This window comes from Sphingomonas sp. CFBP 13728 (genome assembly GCF_014841895.1).
GTDB lineage: Bacteria > Pseudomonadota > Alphaproteobacteria > Sphingomonadales > Sphingomonadaceae > Sphingomonas.
Window position 1 is genome coordinate 208,181 of the sequence record NZ_JACYUS010000001.1, and the last position, 16,677, is coordinate 224,857.

The following is a 16,677-nucleotide window of genomic DNA, read 5'->3' on the forward strand; positions in this document are numbered from 1 at the left end:
AAAGGGAACTCAATCCGTAGGCAGGACTTGGGCATCGCCATAGCCGCGCTCGGCGACCGCGTCACGCGCGCGTTGCAGGCTTGCCGCATCTTTGAACGGTCCGATGCGGACACGGTACAGGCCGCCGCGTTCGACGACATCGGCATCGAGGCGCTTCGCCAACGCGGTTGCACGGTCTTCGTTCGAGAAGGTCGCGACCTGCAACACGTATCGCCGTCCCGCGATGATCGGAGGCAGCGGCTTGCGCACGGGCAGTGCATCGAAACTCGCGGCCTGCGTGAATGCCGGCATACGCGCCGAAGCAGCTTTCCCGGCACGCAACAGCGACGCGTCCTGCATGGTCGGTATGATCGCTCGGATCCTTACCGCGGCAACTTGCCGTCGATCGGTACCGAGCAAATGCGCCGCGGCGCGCGACAGATCGATCATCCGATCCTTCCGGCCGGGGCCGCGGTCGTTAATCCGTACCAGGATAGACCGTCCGGTCTCGACCGACGTCACCTCGACGAACGAGCCGAGTGGCAAGGTTCGGTGGGCGGCGGTCATCGCGCCGGCATCGAACGCCTCGCCCGATGCCGTGCGGTTACCCAACAATTCCTCGCCATACCAACTCGCGAGGCCGGTATCCTGATAGCTGCCGTAAAGTCCGCCCCCCGCTGGGAAGGTCGCACCGACGCTATCGTGTGCGTTGCTGCACGCTCCCAGCGCGAACGCCAGGCAGAGGGCTCTAGCGCTCGACCGCATCGGCCAGCAATCCGACCGAGAGCGCATAAAAGTTCGAACAATTGTAATCGAGGATCACGCGGTAGTTGCTGGTGAGCAGATAGGCGGTAGCGCCCTGCCCGTCCGGCTCGAGCAACGTCGCCATCACGCTGTCGGCGGGCAGGCTCCGGCCCTGCGGCGTCACGCCAAGCGCACGCCATTCGGCGATCGTCCGCCAGCCGCTCTGTCGCTCGAACACACGAGGGCAGCGCGGCGACACCAACCGATTGCGGACCTGCGACCGGTCGAGACCCGCAGGCACGTTGACCGCGACGCCCCAGGGCTGGCCCGCGCGCCAGCCGGCGTCCGTAAAGTAGTTACCGATCGAGGCCAGCGTGTCGGCCGGGCTGTTCCAGATGTCCGCGCGACCATCGCCGTCGCCGTCGCGCGCAAGGCGGAGGTAGATCGATGGCAGGAACTGCGGATTGCCAGTCGCCCCTGCCCAGCTGCCCTTCAACTGCGAGCGGGTGACGCCGCGATCGAGCATCTTGAGCCCGGCGATGAACTCGCCGGCAAATAGCGACCGGCGCCGACCCTCGTAAGCAAGGCTGGCGAGCGAGCGGAGCAGATCGAAGTCGCCGGTATAGCTGCCGTAATTCGTTTCATGCCCCCAGATCGCGACCATGATCGATTCGGGAACGCCGGTCTGCTGTTCGATCCGCTGCAACCGCGAGCGCTGCGCCAGATAGGTCTGGCGGCCGCGTGCTATCCGCGCCGCATCGACATGCTGGCTGCGATACGGCGCGAACGCGGGGATTGCGCTGCTGGTGTTCGTCGCTCCGGGTTGCCCCCGATCGAGTTCGATCACGCGCGGGTTCAGCGTCAGGCCGGGAAACACCGCGTCGGCCGTCCGGACGCTGACGCCCTCGGCGAGCGCCTGCTGACGCAGCACTGTCATGTAAGACTGAAAACCCGGATCATCCTGCGCCATCGCCGATCCGTTGCCGGACAGCATTGCGAGTATGCCGAATACGCCGTTGCGCAGCCAAGTCGCTGCTGTCGATGCCCCACCCATACCTAGGATGTGCCACAAACGCGTCCGTATCGGAACCTCGCACCGTCGTACGCCAGGCACGCACGGACGCGAGCGGATTTCATCCCCAGCAATTTCATTCTCGTGACGTTATGACGCTTGCACATCCCGGCGCGTACGCCTAACCGCAACGCCGTCGGGGAGTGGCGCAGGCTGGTAGCGCACCTGGTTTGGGACCAGGGGGTCGCAGGTTCGAATCCTGTCTCCCCGACCATCGTCTTACGGGGCGATACAAGGACGATCACGGCGCCTGCGAGCGCGGCCGTTCCAAAAAATTCGATCTCCATCTCACGCATCTCGGATCAGCAAATCCGCTCGAGACACGAGCGCGCCGGCGCCTTTTACGTCGTCGCGAATTGCGGCTATCCGATCTTGGCACGACTGCGTTGACGCCAACTCGGTGGTGAAACGAAGGAGAGATGCGGTGATCGAGGTCAATTTCGACGGTATCGTCGGCCCCACGCATAATTACGCCGGCCTTTCGATCGGCAACCGCGCATCGTCCGCCAACGCCGGTGCCATTTCGGCGCCCAGGCTGGCCGCGTTGCAAGGCGTTGCGAAGATGCGGCGGCTGATGGCGATGGGGCTGAACCAGGGCATCTTTCTGCCGCACGTCCGACCCAATGTCGGATGGCTTCGAGCACTCGGGTTCGTCGGCGACGATGCGGAGGTCCTTGCTTCGGCCTGGACCGCCGATCGGGCGCTGGTCGCCAACGCGATGTCGGCGTCGGCGATGTGGACGGCGAATGCGGGAACGGTCTCGCCGTCGTCCGATACGCGCGATGGCCTCTGTCACATCTCGGTGGCCAATCTGTCGACGATGCCGCACCGTGCGAGCGAAGCCGCACAGACCGAACGGCAACTCCGCCTCGCCTTCGCCGACCCGCGTCACTTCCGCGTCCATTCCCCGGTACCGTCTGCGTTCGGCGATGAGGGTGCTGCGAACTTCATGCGGCTGGTGCCCCCTGCCGGTGGCGCGGCGGTGGAGATGTTCGTCTATGGCGAGGGTCAGGCCGGCGGATTCCCTGCACGTCAGCACCGCACCGCCAGCGAGGCGGTCGCGCGTCGGCACGGGCTGAGCCCTGCGCACACGCTGATGGTGCGCCAGAGCGATGCCGCGATCGCTGCGGGGGCGTTCCATAACGACGTCGTCGCAGTGGCGAACGGCCATGTCCTGTTCGCGCACGAGCAGGCGTTCGCCGAGCCTTCCGCGTTTCACGAGACCCTGAAAGCGTTGATGCCCGACGTTGCGATCGTCGAGGTGCCCACAGATCGCGTGAGCCTAGACACCGCGATCCGAACTTATCTGTTCAATTCGCAGCTCGTCACGATGCCGGACGGCAGCATGACGCTCGTCCTTCCCGCCGAAGCGCACGAGAATGCAGACGTCTGGACGTGGCTGGCCGAGTTGATCGCCAGCGGCGGGCCGATCCAGCGGCTGGAGATCGTCGACGTCCGCGAATCCATGCGGAACGGCGGCGGCCCGGCGTGCCTGAGGCTGCGTGTCCAGGTCGATGAGGAGGCGTTCGGTGCAATCGATCCCCGCTTCCTGCTCGACGAGGCTGCGTGCGGCAGGATCGAGGATGTCATCGCGCACGAATGGCCAGAGGCGATCGCGATCGAAAACCTCGGCGATCCGCACCTGTGGGACCGCTGCATCAAAGCTCGCGCGGCGTTGACGGCGGCGCTCGGCTTTGCACCGGACGAGATCTAGTCCTCTCCCGTCAGTGTGGGTGCCCGACTGCGAATTCAGCAAAAAAAGCGGCTGCATTCCAGAACCGAATGCAGCCGAGGAGGAGGAGTTGGACTGGCGCGCGCTTACATCTTGAAGCGTGCGCCCATCAGGAACGTGCGGCCGAAATGGTTGTTCTCGTAGTTCCGGTTCGCATCGAGATCATTGTAGCGGCTGCGATAATTGTCGGTGAGGTTGGTACCCTCCAGCGACACCTCGACCATCGGCGTGAGCTTGTAGCGCAGCGACGCATCGACGTTGATCGTCGAATTATACCCTTCGAACAAATTGCCGGTGGCCGAACTGCCGTCGATGTACGGGCTGCGATAGCTGATCGATCCGCGCGCGCTGAACTTCTTGTCCTCATAATAGAGCGTGCCGTTATAGGCGCGCTTCGACAGGCCGTAGAGAGTCGCGGTGCGCGTCGTGGCGGGCAGCGCGCCCAGCACGCCACCCGGTGTCAGTACCGCCCCGGTGGTCGGGTTGAAGGTTGGCCGCGACACCGTCGTCGCCGGACCGGCCTGCGTATAATCCGCGTCCGAACTGATGAACGTCGCGTTGGCCAGGAAGCCGAAGTTCTTCAGGAAGCCAGGCAGGAAGCGGAAGCTCGACTGGAGCGAGATTTCCATGCCCTTCAGCGACGCACCGACGCCGTTGATGGGCGCGTTAATCTGCCATTCCTGGCCCTCGGGGTTGAGCGCGGCCGGTGAGCTTGCCGGGATCACCGAGAGCGGGAGGCCGGTCGAGGCGAACGTGCCGCTGCGGGGCTGCGTGACGGGGAAGCTCTCGATCAGCTTCTTGAACACCGCGACCGAGAAGATCGACTGCGGCGCGAAATACCATTCGGCGGCGAGATCGAGCGCGGTTGCGCGGAACGGCTTGAGCTGCGGGTTGCCGAACGTCACGCGGTAGTTGAAGCCGTCGACCGATCCACCCGGCGTCAGGCTGCCCAGGCTCGGGCGCGTCAGCACCTTGGAGATCGCACCGCGCAGGATGATATCGTCGGTCGGGAAGAACGCGACGTTGATCGCCGGGAGCCAGTCGTCATAGCTGCGTCCGACCGTCGCCGGCGTGTTGACGGTGACGCCACCGACCACCGACGACGAGATGCCGGTCGATTTCTGGCTGGTATGGGCATAGCGCATGCCGGCGTTCGCCGCATAGTTGAGGCCCAGGATGTCGCCCTTGACGTCGAACTGCATGTAACCGCCGGTGACTTCCTCGATCACGCTGCGGGTATCGCCGACCAGCACGGTCGGCGTGCGGCCGTACAGCCCCGTATAGGCAGCCGATGCATCGATGTTCGGCACTAGGAAGCTGGTGGTCGTTCCCGACGGTTGCCCGGCCTTGCCCAGGTTGAAGATCTCGCCTAGGTTACCAGCGGGGAAGCCGTAGATCGCGGTCGGGCCGAACAGCGTGTTGGGCGAGCAGGTGAGCGTGCCGAGCACGACATCCTTGCCGCCCGCGTTAGGGCAGACGACGGCATCGCGCGAGAAGCCCTTGGTATCGAACGAGAAGCGACGATACATCGCGCCCGTCTTGATCTGGAACCCTTCGGCGACGTCCCATTCCGTACGAAGCTGCCCAGTGCGGAAGGTGTTGACCGTTTCGGATGGCCGATCGCGGATTTCGGCAAGCTGGAAGTTCGCCGGATCGGTCACGCTCGTCCCGAAGGTCAGCGTCGGACGCTTCATGTCGGTATAGTCGTAGCTATACCCCTGCGCGTCGCGATCGTCGAACACGAAGGTCGTCTCGACCGGGATCGTCGCATCCGATTTCGAGAAGCCGCCGAGCAGCGTGAAGCGGAACTTGTCGGTCACGTCCTGATCCCAGCTGCCGCCCAGCTGATAGAATTCGGTCTGCGATTTGCGCAAATAATGCTCGGTGCGGACCCAGGCGTCGTTGAGCGTCGCCTTCACCAGATTGTTGTTGCCGTCGATCGTGAAGTTGCTGATGTCGATCGAGCGTTCGTTCGAGCGGAGCAGCACTTCGCCCCATTTCTCCTCGCGGGTCTCCTTGAAGCGGGAATAGAGTCCATCGATCGAGATCTTGGTCGCGTCGGTCGGCGACCATTGGACGCTGCCGGTCAGGCCGAGCCGTTCGCGATCGTGACGTACCGAGCCGTAGCGCGGGATGCGGGGGTGGAAGGCGAGCGCGGCCTGATCGCAACCGGCCGCGTTCGTGTAGGTGCCACCGCGGTTAGGCTGGCTGAAACAGCGGGTGCCGTTCACCGAATCGAACACGCCCTGCGCCCAGCGGACGCTGTTGTTGCCGAGCTCGAAATTGTTGGTCTTGGTGTACGCTCCCGACAGCGCGACGCCGAACGTGCCGTCCGCGGACTTCCACGAAAGCAGGCCGGCGAGACGCGGGCCGAAGTTCTTGCTGAGATCGTTGTAGCTTGCCTGCGCGGAGCCGACGAGCGTGAAGCCGGTCTTGCCGCCGAGCGGGTTGCCGGTGTTGAGATCGACCACCGCGCCCAGCGAGCCTTCGTCGAGCGACGCTTCGGCAGTCTTGTGGACGACGATGGAATTGAAGAGTTCGGACGCAAACACGTTAAAATCGAACGCGCGATCGCGGTTCGAACTGGCGCCATCGGTCGACGTCGCCACCGTCTCCAAGCCGTTGACGCGGACCCGCGTATATTGCGCGCCCAAACCGCGGACCGTGATCGCGCGTCCCTCGCCTGCATCGCGCTGGATCGAGATGCCAGGGATACGCTGCAGCGATTCCGCGAGGTTCTGATCGGGGAACTTGGCAATATCCTCCGCGACGATCGCGTCGACCGACGATACCGACTGGCGCTTGACGTTCAGCGCCGCATCGAGCGAGCGGCGAAAGCCGGTGACGATGATCTCGGCGGTCTCGCTATCGGGCGATACGATCTCGGGCGCCGACTGCGATGCCGTCGTTGCGGCGGGGTCGACCGGTTGGCCCTGCGGCACGACGGCGGTCTGCGCGGGCGATGGATCGACCTGTGCCGGCGTTCCCGGCGTCTCGCTGTTTGGAATCTGTGCCGCCTGCGCGAAGGCGGCTGCGGGCATGGCGAGCGCCAGGACGAGGGTGCTGGCCGAGATGCCTGTGCGCCAATTCATCCGCAAATTCGCTGCCGTTGTTTGCACGTCCATTGCTTCACTCCCCGTTCGGTCTACGCCGATGACACCGGTTGCGCGATCGGCTGGACACCGCTCGGCCACCGCCCTGAAATTCTTGGGGAATAAGACCCGTTGCTTCGAACGGGTGCATCTTATCCTCTCCCGTGCTGCCAGTTGTTGCTGGTCCGCCCCCCGGTTCCTTGCATGCTTAGGTAACCGGTGTCAGAACAATGTCGCACGATCGGTTGCGTGTCAACATGCCGCGGAATGCATCGTGCCATGCAGGAGAAGCGAGAATGCTGCGATCGATGCTATCGGCGCTTTTCGGGATGCTAGGTCTGGCTGCCGGCGCGTATGCGCAGGCCGCCACGTCGCGACCAATGGTGATCGTCGACGAAGCCACGACGATGCGGCGAGAACCCCCGCCCCACGGGGCGATTGGCTCCAGCACGGCCTACCGGATCAGCGACGCGGTACCGGGCAGAACGATGGAGTTTCGCAAGCGGATACTGCACCCCCGGAGTGCGATCGGCCTGCACCAGATCGCGCATGACGAGGTGTATTACGTCCTCTCCGGCACGGGTATCGTCTCATCCGGCGGCGCAAGACGGCCGGTCCGTGCGGGTATCGCCGCCTATCTGTTCGACGGGGAAACCGTCGGCATCGAACAGACGGGCAAGGCACCATTGGTGCTGATCATCGCCTATCCGATTGCGAAGTAACGAGTCAGGTTCCAGGCTGGATATAGGGTACGCGCGCGAAGAGTTCGCGTTGCCATGCGCGCGGGTCGTTCTCGATCCGCGAGCGTGCGTCGAAGATCATCGTCGCGCGGCTCGACAGGTCATAGTGTGGCCAATTTGGCGTGCCCTGATGGTTTGGGTCCCCCGTCGTGGCGAAGGCGACGAACGCGTCCTGCATCGCTTTGGACGCCGCGCGCGCATCCGCTGCCGTCCCGGTCTGCGATCCCGTGGCACCCAGGGTTCCGAACACCAGCGGGATATCCATTGTGTGGAACGCGCCACGACGCGGATCCGTCCGAGAGGCGAAATCGACCTGATAGACCCAGCAGGGGGCGTCCGCCTGCGCACGCGCTTCAGCCTCGATCACCTGCCCGCGCCAGCTTCGCCCCGCGGTGGTGGCGTCATAGAAGACGTCGATCGGCGCCCATGTCGGATAGCGCTCGCGATACTGCGCGACCACCCATCCGGGCAGGATGTCGATCTTGAGTTCGGGCGCCATGCGTGTCGCGAGATTGCCCCAGTCGAGCCCCCTCACCTTCGGCGAATCGTGGCCGATGAACGCGCGCGTCTCATCATGCGTGTTGCCGAGCATCATCGGAATGCGGTTTCCGAGCGGGTTCGCATCGGGCCAGAACGGGTGCCGGGTCAGCCATTTCATGTCGAGCACGGGTCCGAAATACACGCCGCCTCCCATGATCGGATCGGTCGCATCCAACGCCTCGACCAGTTTCTCGATGGGCATCGCGAGCAGCGGCGACAGATCGCGTTCCGTCACGCCCAGCTTCGCCAGATACGCTCGTGCGCGCGCCGTCGCGTTCATCGGGCCCGACGCAGTGACCTGCTGCCCGCTCATCGTCGCGGCCCGGTGGAACAGGCCTGCTGCGGCGGGCATCCCCATCATCGACGCGATCTTCGCACCGCCGCCCGATTGACCGAAGACCAACACGCGCGACGAATCCCCGCCGAACGCCGCGATGTTGTCCCGCACCCATTGCAGCGCGAGGATCAGATCGAGTTGTCCAGCATTGCCGCTATCGGGAAACCGCGGATCAAGCCTCGCAAGATACAGATAGCCGAGCGCGTTCAGGCGGTGGTTGACGGTGACGACGACGCAGTCGCCGCGCGCTGCGAGTGCCTGCCCATTGTTCAGCGGATCGGTGACGCTCCCGTTCGAATATGCGCCGCCGTGAATATAGACCATCACCGGCTTTTTCGCGCGCGCGTCTGGTTCCGCGGTCCAGACGTTCAGGAACAGGCAGTCCTCGGATTGCGGGGTGTATGGTCCCGATTGCGGGCACACCGGTCCGAAGTCCTGCGCCGGTCGCCTCTGGCCCGGCATCGATACCGGTAAAGGCGCCCGAAACCGGTCCGCACGGCCATAGCGAATGCCCTTGAAGGCGAAGACGTGCCCGTCCGCGTGCCCGACGAAATTACCCGCAGGCGAGTGTACTATCGGCACGCCCGAAGCTCGCGCACCCCCAGCCAGGATCAGTGCCGCCGCGCCGCCGAGGGTGCCGCGGCGTGTCCAGCCGTCAGCGCCGGACATCCAGCCCGCCCGCGAGATAGGCGTCGATGTCCGCCTGCCGGAACAGGCTCGCGTCGCCCGGCAGCGAGTGCTTCAACGCGGCGAGCGCGAGGCCGATGCGTGCCGTGTCCTCGATGGCCTTGCCCGAACGCAGGCCGTGCAGCACCCCGGCCGCGAAGGCATCGCCGCCGCCTATCCGGTCGACGATCCCGGCCAGCACGACCTCGTCCGTCTGGACGTGCGCGTCGCGCGTATCGATCCGCGCCGACAGACGGTGGAGATCGACATGCTCGACATGCCGCGCGGTCGAGGCGATCGTCTGTAGCCTCGGAAACGCCGCGAATGCCGCCTCCGTCGCCTCGCGCCGACGATCTTCTGCCTCGCCGGAAAAATCCCGGTCGAGCAGCAGCGCGATATCGCGGTGGTTGCCGAACATCAGGTCGGCATGCTCGACGAGTTGGGTCAGGATCGTACGCGGATCCGAGTCCCACCGCTCCCATAATTTACCACGCCAGTTACCGTCGAACGAGACGGCGATCCCGCGCTCCGTCGCCGCGCGAACGGCGGCCAGTGCTGCCTCGGCGGGAACGGGACCGAGTGCCGGCGTGATCCCTGACAGATGGAGCCGATCGACGCCGTCGAGCAACGCGTCCCAATCCCAGGCGCCCGATGCCGCCTCCGCGAACGACGACCCGGCGCGATCGTAGATGACTTCGGTCGCGCGCAAGCCGGCACCCGACGTGACGAAATACAGCCCCATCCGGTCGCCGCCCAGCGTGATCGTCGACGTGTCGACACCGTGCCCGCGCAACGTCGTCACGGCAGCACGGCCCAGGTCGTTGTCCGGCACCATCGTCGCCATGCCGACGTCGTGGCCGAGCCGCGCGAGCTGCGTGACGACATTGGCCTCCGCACCTGCGACCCACACGTCGAGCTTTGGCGTCTGCAACAGCAGCTCGCGCCCCGGCGGGGAAAGCCGCAGCATGATCTCGCCGAATGCCAGGAATTTAGCCATGTCGCCCCTATTTCAAATCGCCGTCCCGACGGGCAGGGTTATCGTGCCAGCCAGCCGCCGTCGACCGCCAGGATATGCCCCTGGACATACTTCGCCGCCGCCGACGACAGGAACACCGCCGCACCGCCGAGATCGGAGGCGTCGCCCCAAGCGCCAGCCGGAATCCGGTCCATGATCGACTTGTTGCGCACCTCGTCGGCCTGCAGCGCCGCCGTATTGTTGGTCGCGATGTAGCCGGGTGCGATCGCGTTGACGTTGATGCCCTTGGCCGCCCATTCGTTCGCGAGCAGCTTGGTCAGCCCGCCGATCCCGGACTTCGATGCGGTGTAGCTCGGCACGCGGATGCCACCCTGGAAGGTCAGCATCGACGCGATGTTGACGATCTTGCCGGAGCCCCCCTCCTTTTCGATGCGCGCGATCATGTGCCGCCCCGCCGCCTGACAGAGGAAGAACACCGACTTGAGGTTAGTGTCGATCACCGCATCCCAGTCCCCCTCGGTGAAGTCGACCGCATCGGCGCGGCGGATGATACCGGCGTTGTTGATCAAGATGTCGAGCCTGCCAAGCTTGGCGACCGTCTCGTCGACGACGCGCTGGACGGGTTCGATCGTCGAGAGGTCGGCCGAGACGATCTCCGCTTTCCGCCCAAGCGCGCGGATCTGCGCGACGGTGTCCTCGGCAGGCGTGCGGCCGACGCATGCGACGTCCGCGCCGGCGGTCGCGAGCGCGACGGCGATGGCTTGGCCGATGCCGGTGTTCGCGCCGGTGACGATGGCGACCTTGCCAGTCAGGTCGAAGGGGTTTGTCATACTTTCTCTCTCGTTCCCCTCCCGCTTGCGGGAGGGGCTAGGGGAGGGGAAATGCGGACCAACGCTCGTGGACACGCCCTCCCCCGACCCCTCCCGTTAACGGGAGGGGAGCAGAAGTTACGCGAGCTGGCAGATATCCAGGACATTCATGTCGGTATAATCCTGGTTCTCGCCGGCCATCGCCCAGATGAACGCGTAAGCCTTCGTCCCCGAACCCATGTGGATCGACCAAGGCGGGCTGATCACCGCTTCCTCGTTCGCCATGACGATGTGACGGGTCGCCTCGCCTTCGCCCATGTAGTGGAACACGCGATCCTTCCCGAGATCGTCGAGTTCGAAGTAGAAATAGATTTCGCTGCGACGCTCATGGATGTGCGGCGGCATCGTGTTCCAGACCGAGCCGGGCTTCAGGACGGTAAGGCCCATGACGAGCTGCGCGCTGTCGCAGATGCCCGGGATGACCATCTGGTAGATCGTCCGCTCGTTCGACTCCTCGAGGCTGCCGCGCTCCAGCGTCGTCGCATCGCCGACCGAGATCACCCGCGTCGTGAACGCCTTGTGCGCCGGGCACGACGCCAGATAAAAACGCGCGCCGTCGCCGGAGAACTGCACGTCCTTGGCGCCCATTGTCACGTACAGGCAATCCTTGTTGCCGAGCGTGAACGTCTCGCCGTCGACCGTGACGGTGCCGGTGACCTTGCCGACGTTGACGACCGCAAGCTCACGACGCTCCAGGAACGGATGCCCTGCCGCCGACGCCGGCTCGGCCTGGTCGGGCAGCTTCACCGATCCGCTCGCGACGGCGACGCCGCCGATCACGAAGCGCTCGGCGTGCGTGTAGTTCAGCACGCATTCGCCGTCGCGGAACAGATCCTGGATCAGATAGCGGTCGCGCAGTTCGTCGTTGGAGACGCACTCCATCATGTCGGGGTGCGTGGCGTAATAGGTGCGATCGTACATAAAGGCTCCGGTCAGGCCGCTTTTGCGACGGAAAAGGGTTCGTCGATACGGTAGGCGCGGCGGACGAGTCCGTTGGTCAGCTCGTGTGCGAGATCCGCGGCTTCCCAGTCGGCGAGACGATGTTCCGCCACCAGCCGTGCGAGGAACCCGCAGTCGATCCGCCGCGCGACATCGTGCCGCGCCGGGATCGAGAGAAACGCGCGCGTATCGTCGTTGAAGCCGACGGTGTTGTAGAAGCCCGCGGTCTCGGTCGTCATCTCGCGGAACCGGCGCATCCCCTCGGGACTGTCGTGGAACCACCAGGACGGCCCGAGCTTGAGGCACGGATAATGCCCCGCCAGCGGTGCCAGCTCGCGCGCGTAGGAACTTTCGTCGAGCGTGAAGAGGATGATCGACAGCCGCGTGCTGGTTCCGAACCGGTCGAGCAGCGGCTTCAGCGCATGGACGTAATCGGTCCGCATCGGGATATCGGCGCCCTTGTCGCGGCCATGGCTCGCGAAGAGGCCCGCATTGTGGTTGCGCGACGATCCCGGATGGATCTGCATCACCATGCCATCCTCGACCGACATCGCCGCCATCTCGGTCAGCATCTGCGCACGGAAGAGCTCCGCGTCGGCCGGCGTCCAAGCGCCCCGCGTCACCTTGGCGAACAGTGCCTCGGCCTCGGCCGCGGAGAGGTTCGCGGTCGCGGCGGTCGGGTTGCCATGATCGGTCGCGGTGGCACCCGCCGCACGGAAATCGGCGCGGCGCTTGCGGTGCGCGGAAAGATAGCCCTTCCAGTCGTACACGTCTTCACCGGTCAGCTCGGCAAAGCGCGCCATCGCCGGCTTGAACGCCTCATGCTCGACGTCGATCACGCCGTCGGGGCGATAGGTGGTGACGACGCGCCCGTTCCAGCCCGACTGGCGGATACGCTTGTGCGCGGCAAGGTCGTCATGCGCGCCTTCGGTGGTCGCCAGGAACTCGATCCCGAAACGATCGAACAGCGCGCGGGGGCGGAAGGCCTCCGACGCGAGCATCTCGCCGATCAGGTCGAAATACCAGTCCGCGGTCGATGGCTCCAGTGCGACATCGATCCCGAACACGTCCGAAAAGACGTGATCCAGCCACAGCCGCGACGGCGTACCGCGAAACAGCGTGTAGTGATCGGCGAACACGCGCCACGCCGCACGCGGATCGGTCGCCGGAACGCCGTCGATCCGCGGGATCGCCAGCGCATCCAGATCGACGCCCTGGCTGTACAGCATCCGGTACAGATAATGGTCGGGCGCCAGTAGCAACGTCGTCGCGTCGGTCCAGTGTGCATTCTCGGCGAACCAGATCGGATCGGTATGGCCATGCGGACTGATGATCGGGAGCCCCGCGACTTCGGCGTAGAGCGCCCGCGCGATGTCGCGCGTCACCGGGTCGGCAGGAAGCAGGCGATCGGGATGCAGTTTCAACGCACGGGCCATTCCACTCTCCCACTTCCCAAGGTTCGAACCGCTTTTGCGCGGCCTGTCGACCATCTGGTAACCGGTGTCAGTTTTCGACGCAACCGCAAAGCGGCGGTGCGATCATGCCGCGTCGGGCTCCGCCGGCGGTGCCACCGAACCACGTCGGATGAGCGTCGACAGGAACAAGGACGGCTCCTCGACGAGATCGTTACCATCGTCGACACCGGCGATCAGCTTCAACGCGGCGGACCGTGCCATCGAGGCGATCGGCCAGCGCACCGTCGTCAAGGGTGGCCAGACATGCGCGGCGATCGGCGTATCGTCGAAGCCGACGATCGACAGATCATGCGGGATATCCAGACCACGCTGGCGGGCGGCGTGAATGATGCCCGCGGCCATCTCGTCGTTGGACGAGAAGATCGCGGTCGGCCGTGGCATCAGGTCGAGCAGGCGTTCGGCGGCGGCCAGCCCCGACTCGAACGTGTAGTTGCCATCCGCGATCATGCTGCGGGGCAGCGCGATCCCGGCTGCGGCCAAGGCGTCCTCGAACCCGAGACGCCGTTCGCGTGCCGACCGGAAGCCGTGCGGGCCTGCGACCAGGCCGATCCGGCGATGCCCTTGTGCGATCAGATACTCCGTCGCGATCCGCACCGCCTCCCGGTCGTTCGACGCAACCATGTGATCGTTGTCGTCGATCACGGCCGAGCCCATCCGCACGTAGCGACAGCCGATCACGTCGCACAGCGCCGCCACCGAGTCGTTCTCGCTCACCGGCGGCATCAGCAGCACCCCGAACAGCCTTTGGCGCTCCAGGAAGTGCCGCAGATCATCGAGCATCGTCGCAGAGCCGCGATCGAGCGGACGGACGACCATCTCGAATTCGGTCCCGTGAAGTGCCTCGAGCATGCCCTGCTGCACGTTCAGCACGGTCTGTGCATTGGGATTGTCGTGCACCAGCCCGATCAGGAAATTACGCCTGAGCGCCAGCGCGCGTGCCTGCGGGTTGGGAATATAGCCGAGCTCGCCGATGACATCCTCGACTCGCTTGCGCGTATCGTCGTTGAGCAATGGCGATCGGTTGATCACCCGGCTCACCGTCTTCTTCGAGACGCCGGCGATCCGCGCCACGTCGTTGATCGTAGGCTGGCCGGTTTTCTGCATTGGCTCGGCATAGCCGCGAGACATCGGATCGACCAGTCTCACCGTCGGCAAACCCTGTTCTTGCAATAAAAAGGACGGCTGCTTGTCAATGACACCGGTTTCCCATACGCTCGGGACAAAGCAGATTAACGCTATTACAGGAGGGGTTCTTGGCGGCACAGCCCGACACGACCGACAATATCCGGCATATCGCCCGTACTTTCGTCGATGCACGGCGTAGCGGCGCCGCCGTTCCGGAATTTCCGGGCGCCGTGCCTGCTACGTTGCGCGAGGGGTATGCGGTGCAGGACGCCGCGCTTCTCCTGGCCGATGGCATCGTCGCGGGGTGGAAGGTCGGGCGCATCAACCCGCCACTCGACGGGGTCGACCGCCTCACCGGCCCGATCTTCGCCGATCAGATCGTCACGCCAACTGATGATCCAGCGGCGGGCGATCCCGTGGCGATGCCGGTGTTTGCGGACGGGTTCGCCGCGGCGGAGGCTGAGTTCCTGCTGCGGATCGGCACCGCGCCTGATCCCGCCAAGACGCACTATACGATGGCCGAGGCACGCGCGATGGTCGACGCGGTTCATGTCGGGATCGAGATCGCCAGTTCGCCCTTCCCCGGCATCAACGCGCTTGGCCCTACCGTCACGGTGTCCGATTTCGGTAACAACAACGGGCTAGTGATCGGCGCGGATGCTGCGGGATGGCGCGATGGCGATATCAACGGCTGGCCGGTCGAGCTCTGGATCAACGATGCCTTGATCGGGGCCGCGACGAGTGCGACGATGCTCGACGGGCCATTTGGTGCGGTTCGGTATCTGCTCGAGCACATGGCCGCGCGTGGGATCGCGTTGTCATCCGGGCAGTGGGTCTCGACCGGGGCCGTTACCGGCGTCCATCCGGTCGCGATAGGCGACCGGGTCGAGGCGCGCTTTGACGGACGGTTCGCCGTCCATTGCACCATCAAGGCCCGCTAGAGGCTGCTTTTAGGAGAGAGTCCAATGGCAACGATGGACATGCCGGAAGGCACGGCAGGCGCGAATGGGGCCGGAGCAAATGAAACGAACGTAAATGGCATCGGCGGCAATATCGGCCGGTATCGCTGGCTGATCTGCAGCCTGTTGTTTGCCGCGACTGCGATAAACTATGTCGATCGCCAGATGATCGGCGTGTTGAAGCCGACGATTTCCGCCGAACTCGGCTGGAACGAGACGACTTATGCCGACGTGATCTTCTGGTTTCAGGCGGCCTATGCGATCGGCTATCTGAGTTTTGGCCGGATCGTCGACGTGCTTGGAGCGCGGATCGGCTATTCGGTGGCGTTCGTGATCTGGACGCTCGGGCATACGCTGTGCGGGTTTGCGGGCAACGCGTTCCAGTTCTCGGCGGCACGCGTCGTGCTCGGCCTCGGCGAGGCAGGCAATTTCCCAGCCGGCATCAAGGCCGTCTCCGAATGGTTCCCCGCCAAGGAGCGCGCGTTTGCGACCGGCGTGTTCAACGCGGGCGCCAACATCGGCGCGGTGATCACGCCGCTGATCGTGCCGATCATCACGATCGCATTCGGCTGGCGGATGGCGTTCATCATCACCGGCGCGATCAGCCTGATCTGGCTCGTCGCCTGGATCGCGATCTATCGCCGTCCGCGCGAAGTGGCGAAGCTCTCGCCTGCCGAGCTTGCGCATATCGAGAGCGATCCGGCGGACCCGGCGAAGAAGATCGGCTGGCTCAAGCTGCTCGGTTACCGCGAGACCTGGGCGTACGCGCTGGGCAAATTCCTGATCGACCCGATCTGGTGGCTGTTCCTGTTCTGGACGCCGGATTTCCTAGCCAAGACCTATCATCTCGATCTCAAGAGCTTTGGACCGCCGCTCGTCGCGATCTACCTCCTCTCCGACGTGGGCAGCGTTGCGGGCGGCTGGTCGTCGTCGAAACTGATGAAGCGTGGCTATTCCGCCAATTTCGCACGGAAGATCACGATGCTGGCGTGCGCGTTCCTGGTGATGCCGATCTTCTTTGCGCAATATGTCGACAATCTCTGGCTCGCGGTCGGGATCGTCGGGCTGGCGACGGCCGCGCACCAGGCGTTTTCGGCGAACCTCTACACGATCCCGTCGGATATGTTCCCGCGGGGGGCGGTCGGTTCGGTGGTCGGGATCGGCGGGACGGTCGGCGCGATCGGTGGCATGATGATGGCCAAGTTCACCGGCTATGTCCTGCAGACTACGGGGAGTTACACGCTGATCTTCGCAGTCGCGGGCAGCACGTATCTGATCGCGATCACCGTCGTTCATCTGCTGTCGCCAAGGTTGGCGAGAGTGGACGCGGACTGAGGCCTGCCCTTGTTCTCCCGCGACGGTGGGAGCCCAGACTGGGTCCCCGCCTTCGCGGGAGGACAAGTTTAGGACGACGAACACTTGGCCAAATCGC

General features: G+C 64.8%; 13 protein-coding genes and 1 tRNA gene. 5 read left to right on the forward strand and 9 right to left on the reverse strand.

Annotated features, from left to right (window positions below):
* Positions 1 to 9 precede the first annotated feature (9 nt).
* Together IFT67_RS00915 and IFT67_RS00920 are read right to left on the reverse strand one after the other, a co-directional pair.
* Complete coding sequence (locus IFT67_RS00915; RefSeq protein ID WP_192144687.1) at positions 10 to 744, reverse strand: SPOR domain-containing protein; 735 nt, start codon at positions 742 to 744, stop codon at positions 10 to 12.
* Complete coding sequence (locus IFT67_RS00920; RefSeq protein ID WP_244647116.1) at positions 728 to 1,717, reverse strand: lytic murein transglycosylase; 990 nt, start codon at positions 1,715 to 1,717, stop codon at positions 728 to 730. Before IFT67_RS00920 ends, IFT67_RS00915 begins: the two co-directional genes overlap by 17 nt.
* 215 nt (positions 1,718 to 1,932) lie before the next feature.
* On the opposite strand from IFT67_RS00920, the gene IFT67_RS00925 reads away from it, so the two are divergent.
* A tRNA-Pro gene (locus IFT67_RS00925) sits at positions 1,933 to 2,009 on the forward strand.
* 210 nt (positions 2,010 to 2,219) lie between these two features.
* Positions 2,220 to 3,509 carry an N-succinylarginine dihydrolase gene (locus tag IFT67_RS00930; protein WP_192144688.1) on the forward strand — a complete coding sequence of 430 codons (1,290 nt, stop codon included), beginning with the start codon at positions 2,220 to 2,222 and terminating at the stop codon, positions 3,507 to 3,509.
* 104 nt (positions 3,510 to 3,613) lie between these two features.
* Here the strand turns inward: IFT67_RS00930 and IFT67_RS00935 are convergent, their stop codons facing one another.
* The gene (locus IFT67_RS00935) at positions 3,614 to 6,619 is read right to left on the reverse strand and encodes a TonB-dependent receptor (protein ID WP_192144689.1); all 3,006 of its coding nucleotides are present in this window, start codon (positions 6,617 to 6,619) and stop codon (positions 3,614 to 3,616) included.
* A gap of 329 nt (positions 6,620 to 6,948) precedes the next feature.
* Between IFT67_RS00935 and IFT67_RS00940 the strand changes: the two genes are divergently transcribed.
* A complete protein-coding gene (locus IFT67_RS00940) occupies positions 6,949 to 7,341 on the forward strand; it encodes a cupin domain-containing protein (RefSeq protein ID WP_192146302.1) in 393 nt (130 codons plus the stop codon).
* 4 nt (positions 7,342 to 7,345) lie between these two features.
* Here the strand turns inward: IFT67_RS00940 and IFT67_RS00945 are convergent, their stop codons facing one another.
* The 6 genes from IFT67_RS00945 to IFT67_RS00970 all read right to left on the reverse strand — a co-directional run bounded on the left by IFT67_RS00945 (position 7,346) and on the right by IFT67_RS00970 (position 14,265).
* The gene (locus tag IFT67_RS00945; protein WP_192144690.1) at positions 7,346 to 8,905 is read right to left on the reverse strand and encodes a carboxylesterase/lipase family protein; all 1,560 of its coding nucleotides are present in this window, start codon (positions 8,903 to 8,905) and stop codon (positions 7,346 to 7,348) included.
* Positions 8,892 to 9,899, reverse strand: coding sequence for a sugar kinase (locus tag IFT67_RS00950; protein WP_192144691.1), 1,008 nt, complete (start codon positions 9,897 to 9,899; stop codon positions 8,892 to 8,894). Before IFT67_RS00950 ends, IFT67_RS00945 begins: the two co-directional genes overlap by 14 nt.
* 38 nt (positions 9,900 to 9,937) lie before the next feature.
* Positions 9,938 to 10,708 carry a 2-dehydro-3-deoxy-D-gluconate 5-dehydrogenase KduD gene (gene kduD, locus IFT67_RS00955; RefSeq protein ID WP_192144692.1) on the reverse strand — a complete coding sequence of 257 codons (771 nt, stop codon included), beginning with the start codon at positions 10,706 to 10,708 and terminating at the stop codon, positions 9,938 to 9,940.
* A gap of 117 nt (positions 10,709 to 10,825) precedes the next feature.
* The gene (gene kduI / locus IFT67_RS00960) at positions 10,826 to 11,668 is read right to left on the reverse strand and encodes a 5-dehydro-4-deoxy-D-glucuronate isomerase (RefSeq protein WP_192144693.1); all 843 of its coding nucleotides are present in this window, start codon (positions 11,666 to 11,668) and stop codon (positions 10,826 to 10,828) included.
* 11 nt (positions 11,669 to 11,679) lie between these two features.
* A complete protein-coding gene (uxaC, locus tag IFT67_RS00965; RefSeq protein ID WP_192144694.1) occupies positions 11,680 to 13,122 on the reverse strand; it encodes a glucuronate isomerase in 1,443 nt (480 codons plus the stop codon).
* A gap of 102 nt (positions 13,123 to 13,224) precedes the next feature.
* Entirely contained in the window at positions 13,225 to 14,265 is a 1,041-nt protein-coding gene (locus IFT67_RS00970; RefSeq protein ID WP_192144695.1) for a LacI family DNA-binding transcriptional regulator, read from the reverse strand.
* Positions 14,266 to 14,414: 149 nt separating this feature from the next.
* Here IFT67_RS00970 and IFT67_RS00975 point away from each other — a divergent pair, with 149 nt between their 5' ends.
* Both IFT67_RS00975 and IFT67_RS00980 read left to right on the forward strand, forming a co-directional pair.
* Positions 14,415 to 15,227 carry a 2-keto-4-pentenoate hydratase gene (locus IFT67_RS00975; protein ID WP_192144696.1) on the forward strand — a complete coding sequence of 271 codons (813 nt, stop codon included), beginning with the start codon at positions 14,415 to 14,417 and terminating at the stop codon, positions 15,225 to 15,227.
* Positions 15,228 to 15,251: 24 nt separating this feature from the next.
* Positions 15,252 to 16,580 carry an MFS transporter gene (locus tag IFT67_RS00980; RefSeq protein WP_192144697.1) on the forward strand — a complete coding sequence of 443 codons (1,329 nt, stop codon included), beginning with the start codon at positions 15,252 to 15,254 and terminating at the stop codon, positions 16,578 to 16,580.
* Positions 16,581 to 16,677: the final 97 nt, after the last annotated feature.

Excerpts from the sequence above, each read along its gene's own strand:
- IFT67_RS00915 (WP_192144687.1), bottom strand. The coding sequence starts at position 744 with ATGCGGTCGAGCGCTAGAGCCCTCTGCCTGGCGTTCGCGCTGGGAGCG.
- IFT67_RS00920 (WP_244647116.1), bottom strand. The coding sequence starts at position 1,717 with ATGCTGTCCGGCAACGGATCGGCGATGGCGCAGGATGATCCGGGTTTT.
- IFT67_RS00935 (WP_192144689.1), bottom strand. The coding sequence starts at position 6,619 with ATGAATTGGCGCACAGGCATCTCGGCCAGCACCCTCGTCCTGGCGCTC.
- IFT67_RS00940 (WP_192146302.1), top strand. The coding sequence starts at position 6,949 with ATGCTAGGTCTGGCTGCCGGCGCGTATGCGCAGGCCGCCACGTCGCGA.
- IFT67_RS00945 (WP_192144690.1), bottom strand. The coding sequence starts at position 8,905 with ATGTCCGGCGCTGACGGCTGGACACGCCGCGGCACCCTCGGCGGCGCG.
- IFT67_RS00950 (WP_192144691.1), bottom strand. The coding sequence starts at position 9,899 with ATGGCTAAATTCCTGGCATTCGGCGAGATCATGCTGCGGCTTTCCCCG.
- kduD (WP_192144692.1), bottom strand. The coding sequence starts at position 10,708 with ATGACAAACCCCTTCGACCTGACTGGCAAGGTCGCCATCGTCACCGGC.
- kduI (WP_192144693.1), bottom strand. The coding sequence starts at position 11,668 with ATGTACGATCGCACCTATTACGCCACGCACCCCGACATGATGGAGTGC.
- uxaC (WP_192144694.1), bottom strand. The coding sequence starts at position 13,122 with ATGGCCCGTGCGTTGAAACTGCATCCCGATCGCCTGCTTCCTGCCGAC.
- IFT67_RS00970 (WP_192144695.1), bottom strand. The coding sequence starts at position 14,265 with ATGCAGAAAACCGGCCAGCCTACGATCAACGACGTGGCGCGGATCGCC.
- IFT67_RS00980 (WP_192144697.1), top strand. The coding sequence starts at position 15,252 with ATGGCAACGATGGACATGCCGGAAGGCACGGCAGGCGCGAATGGGGCC.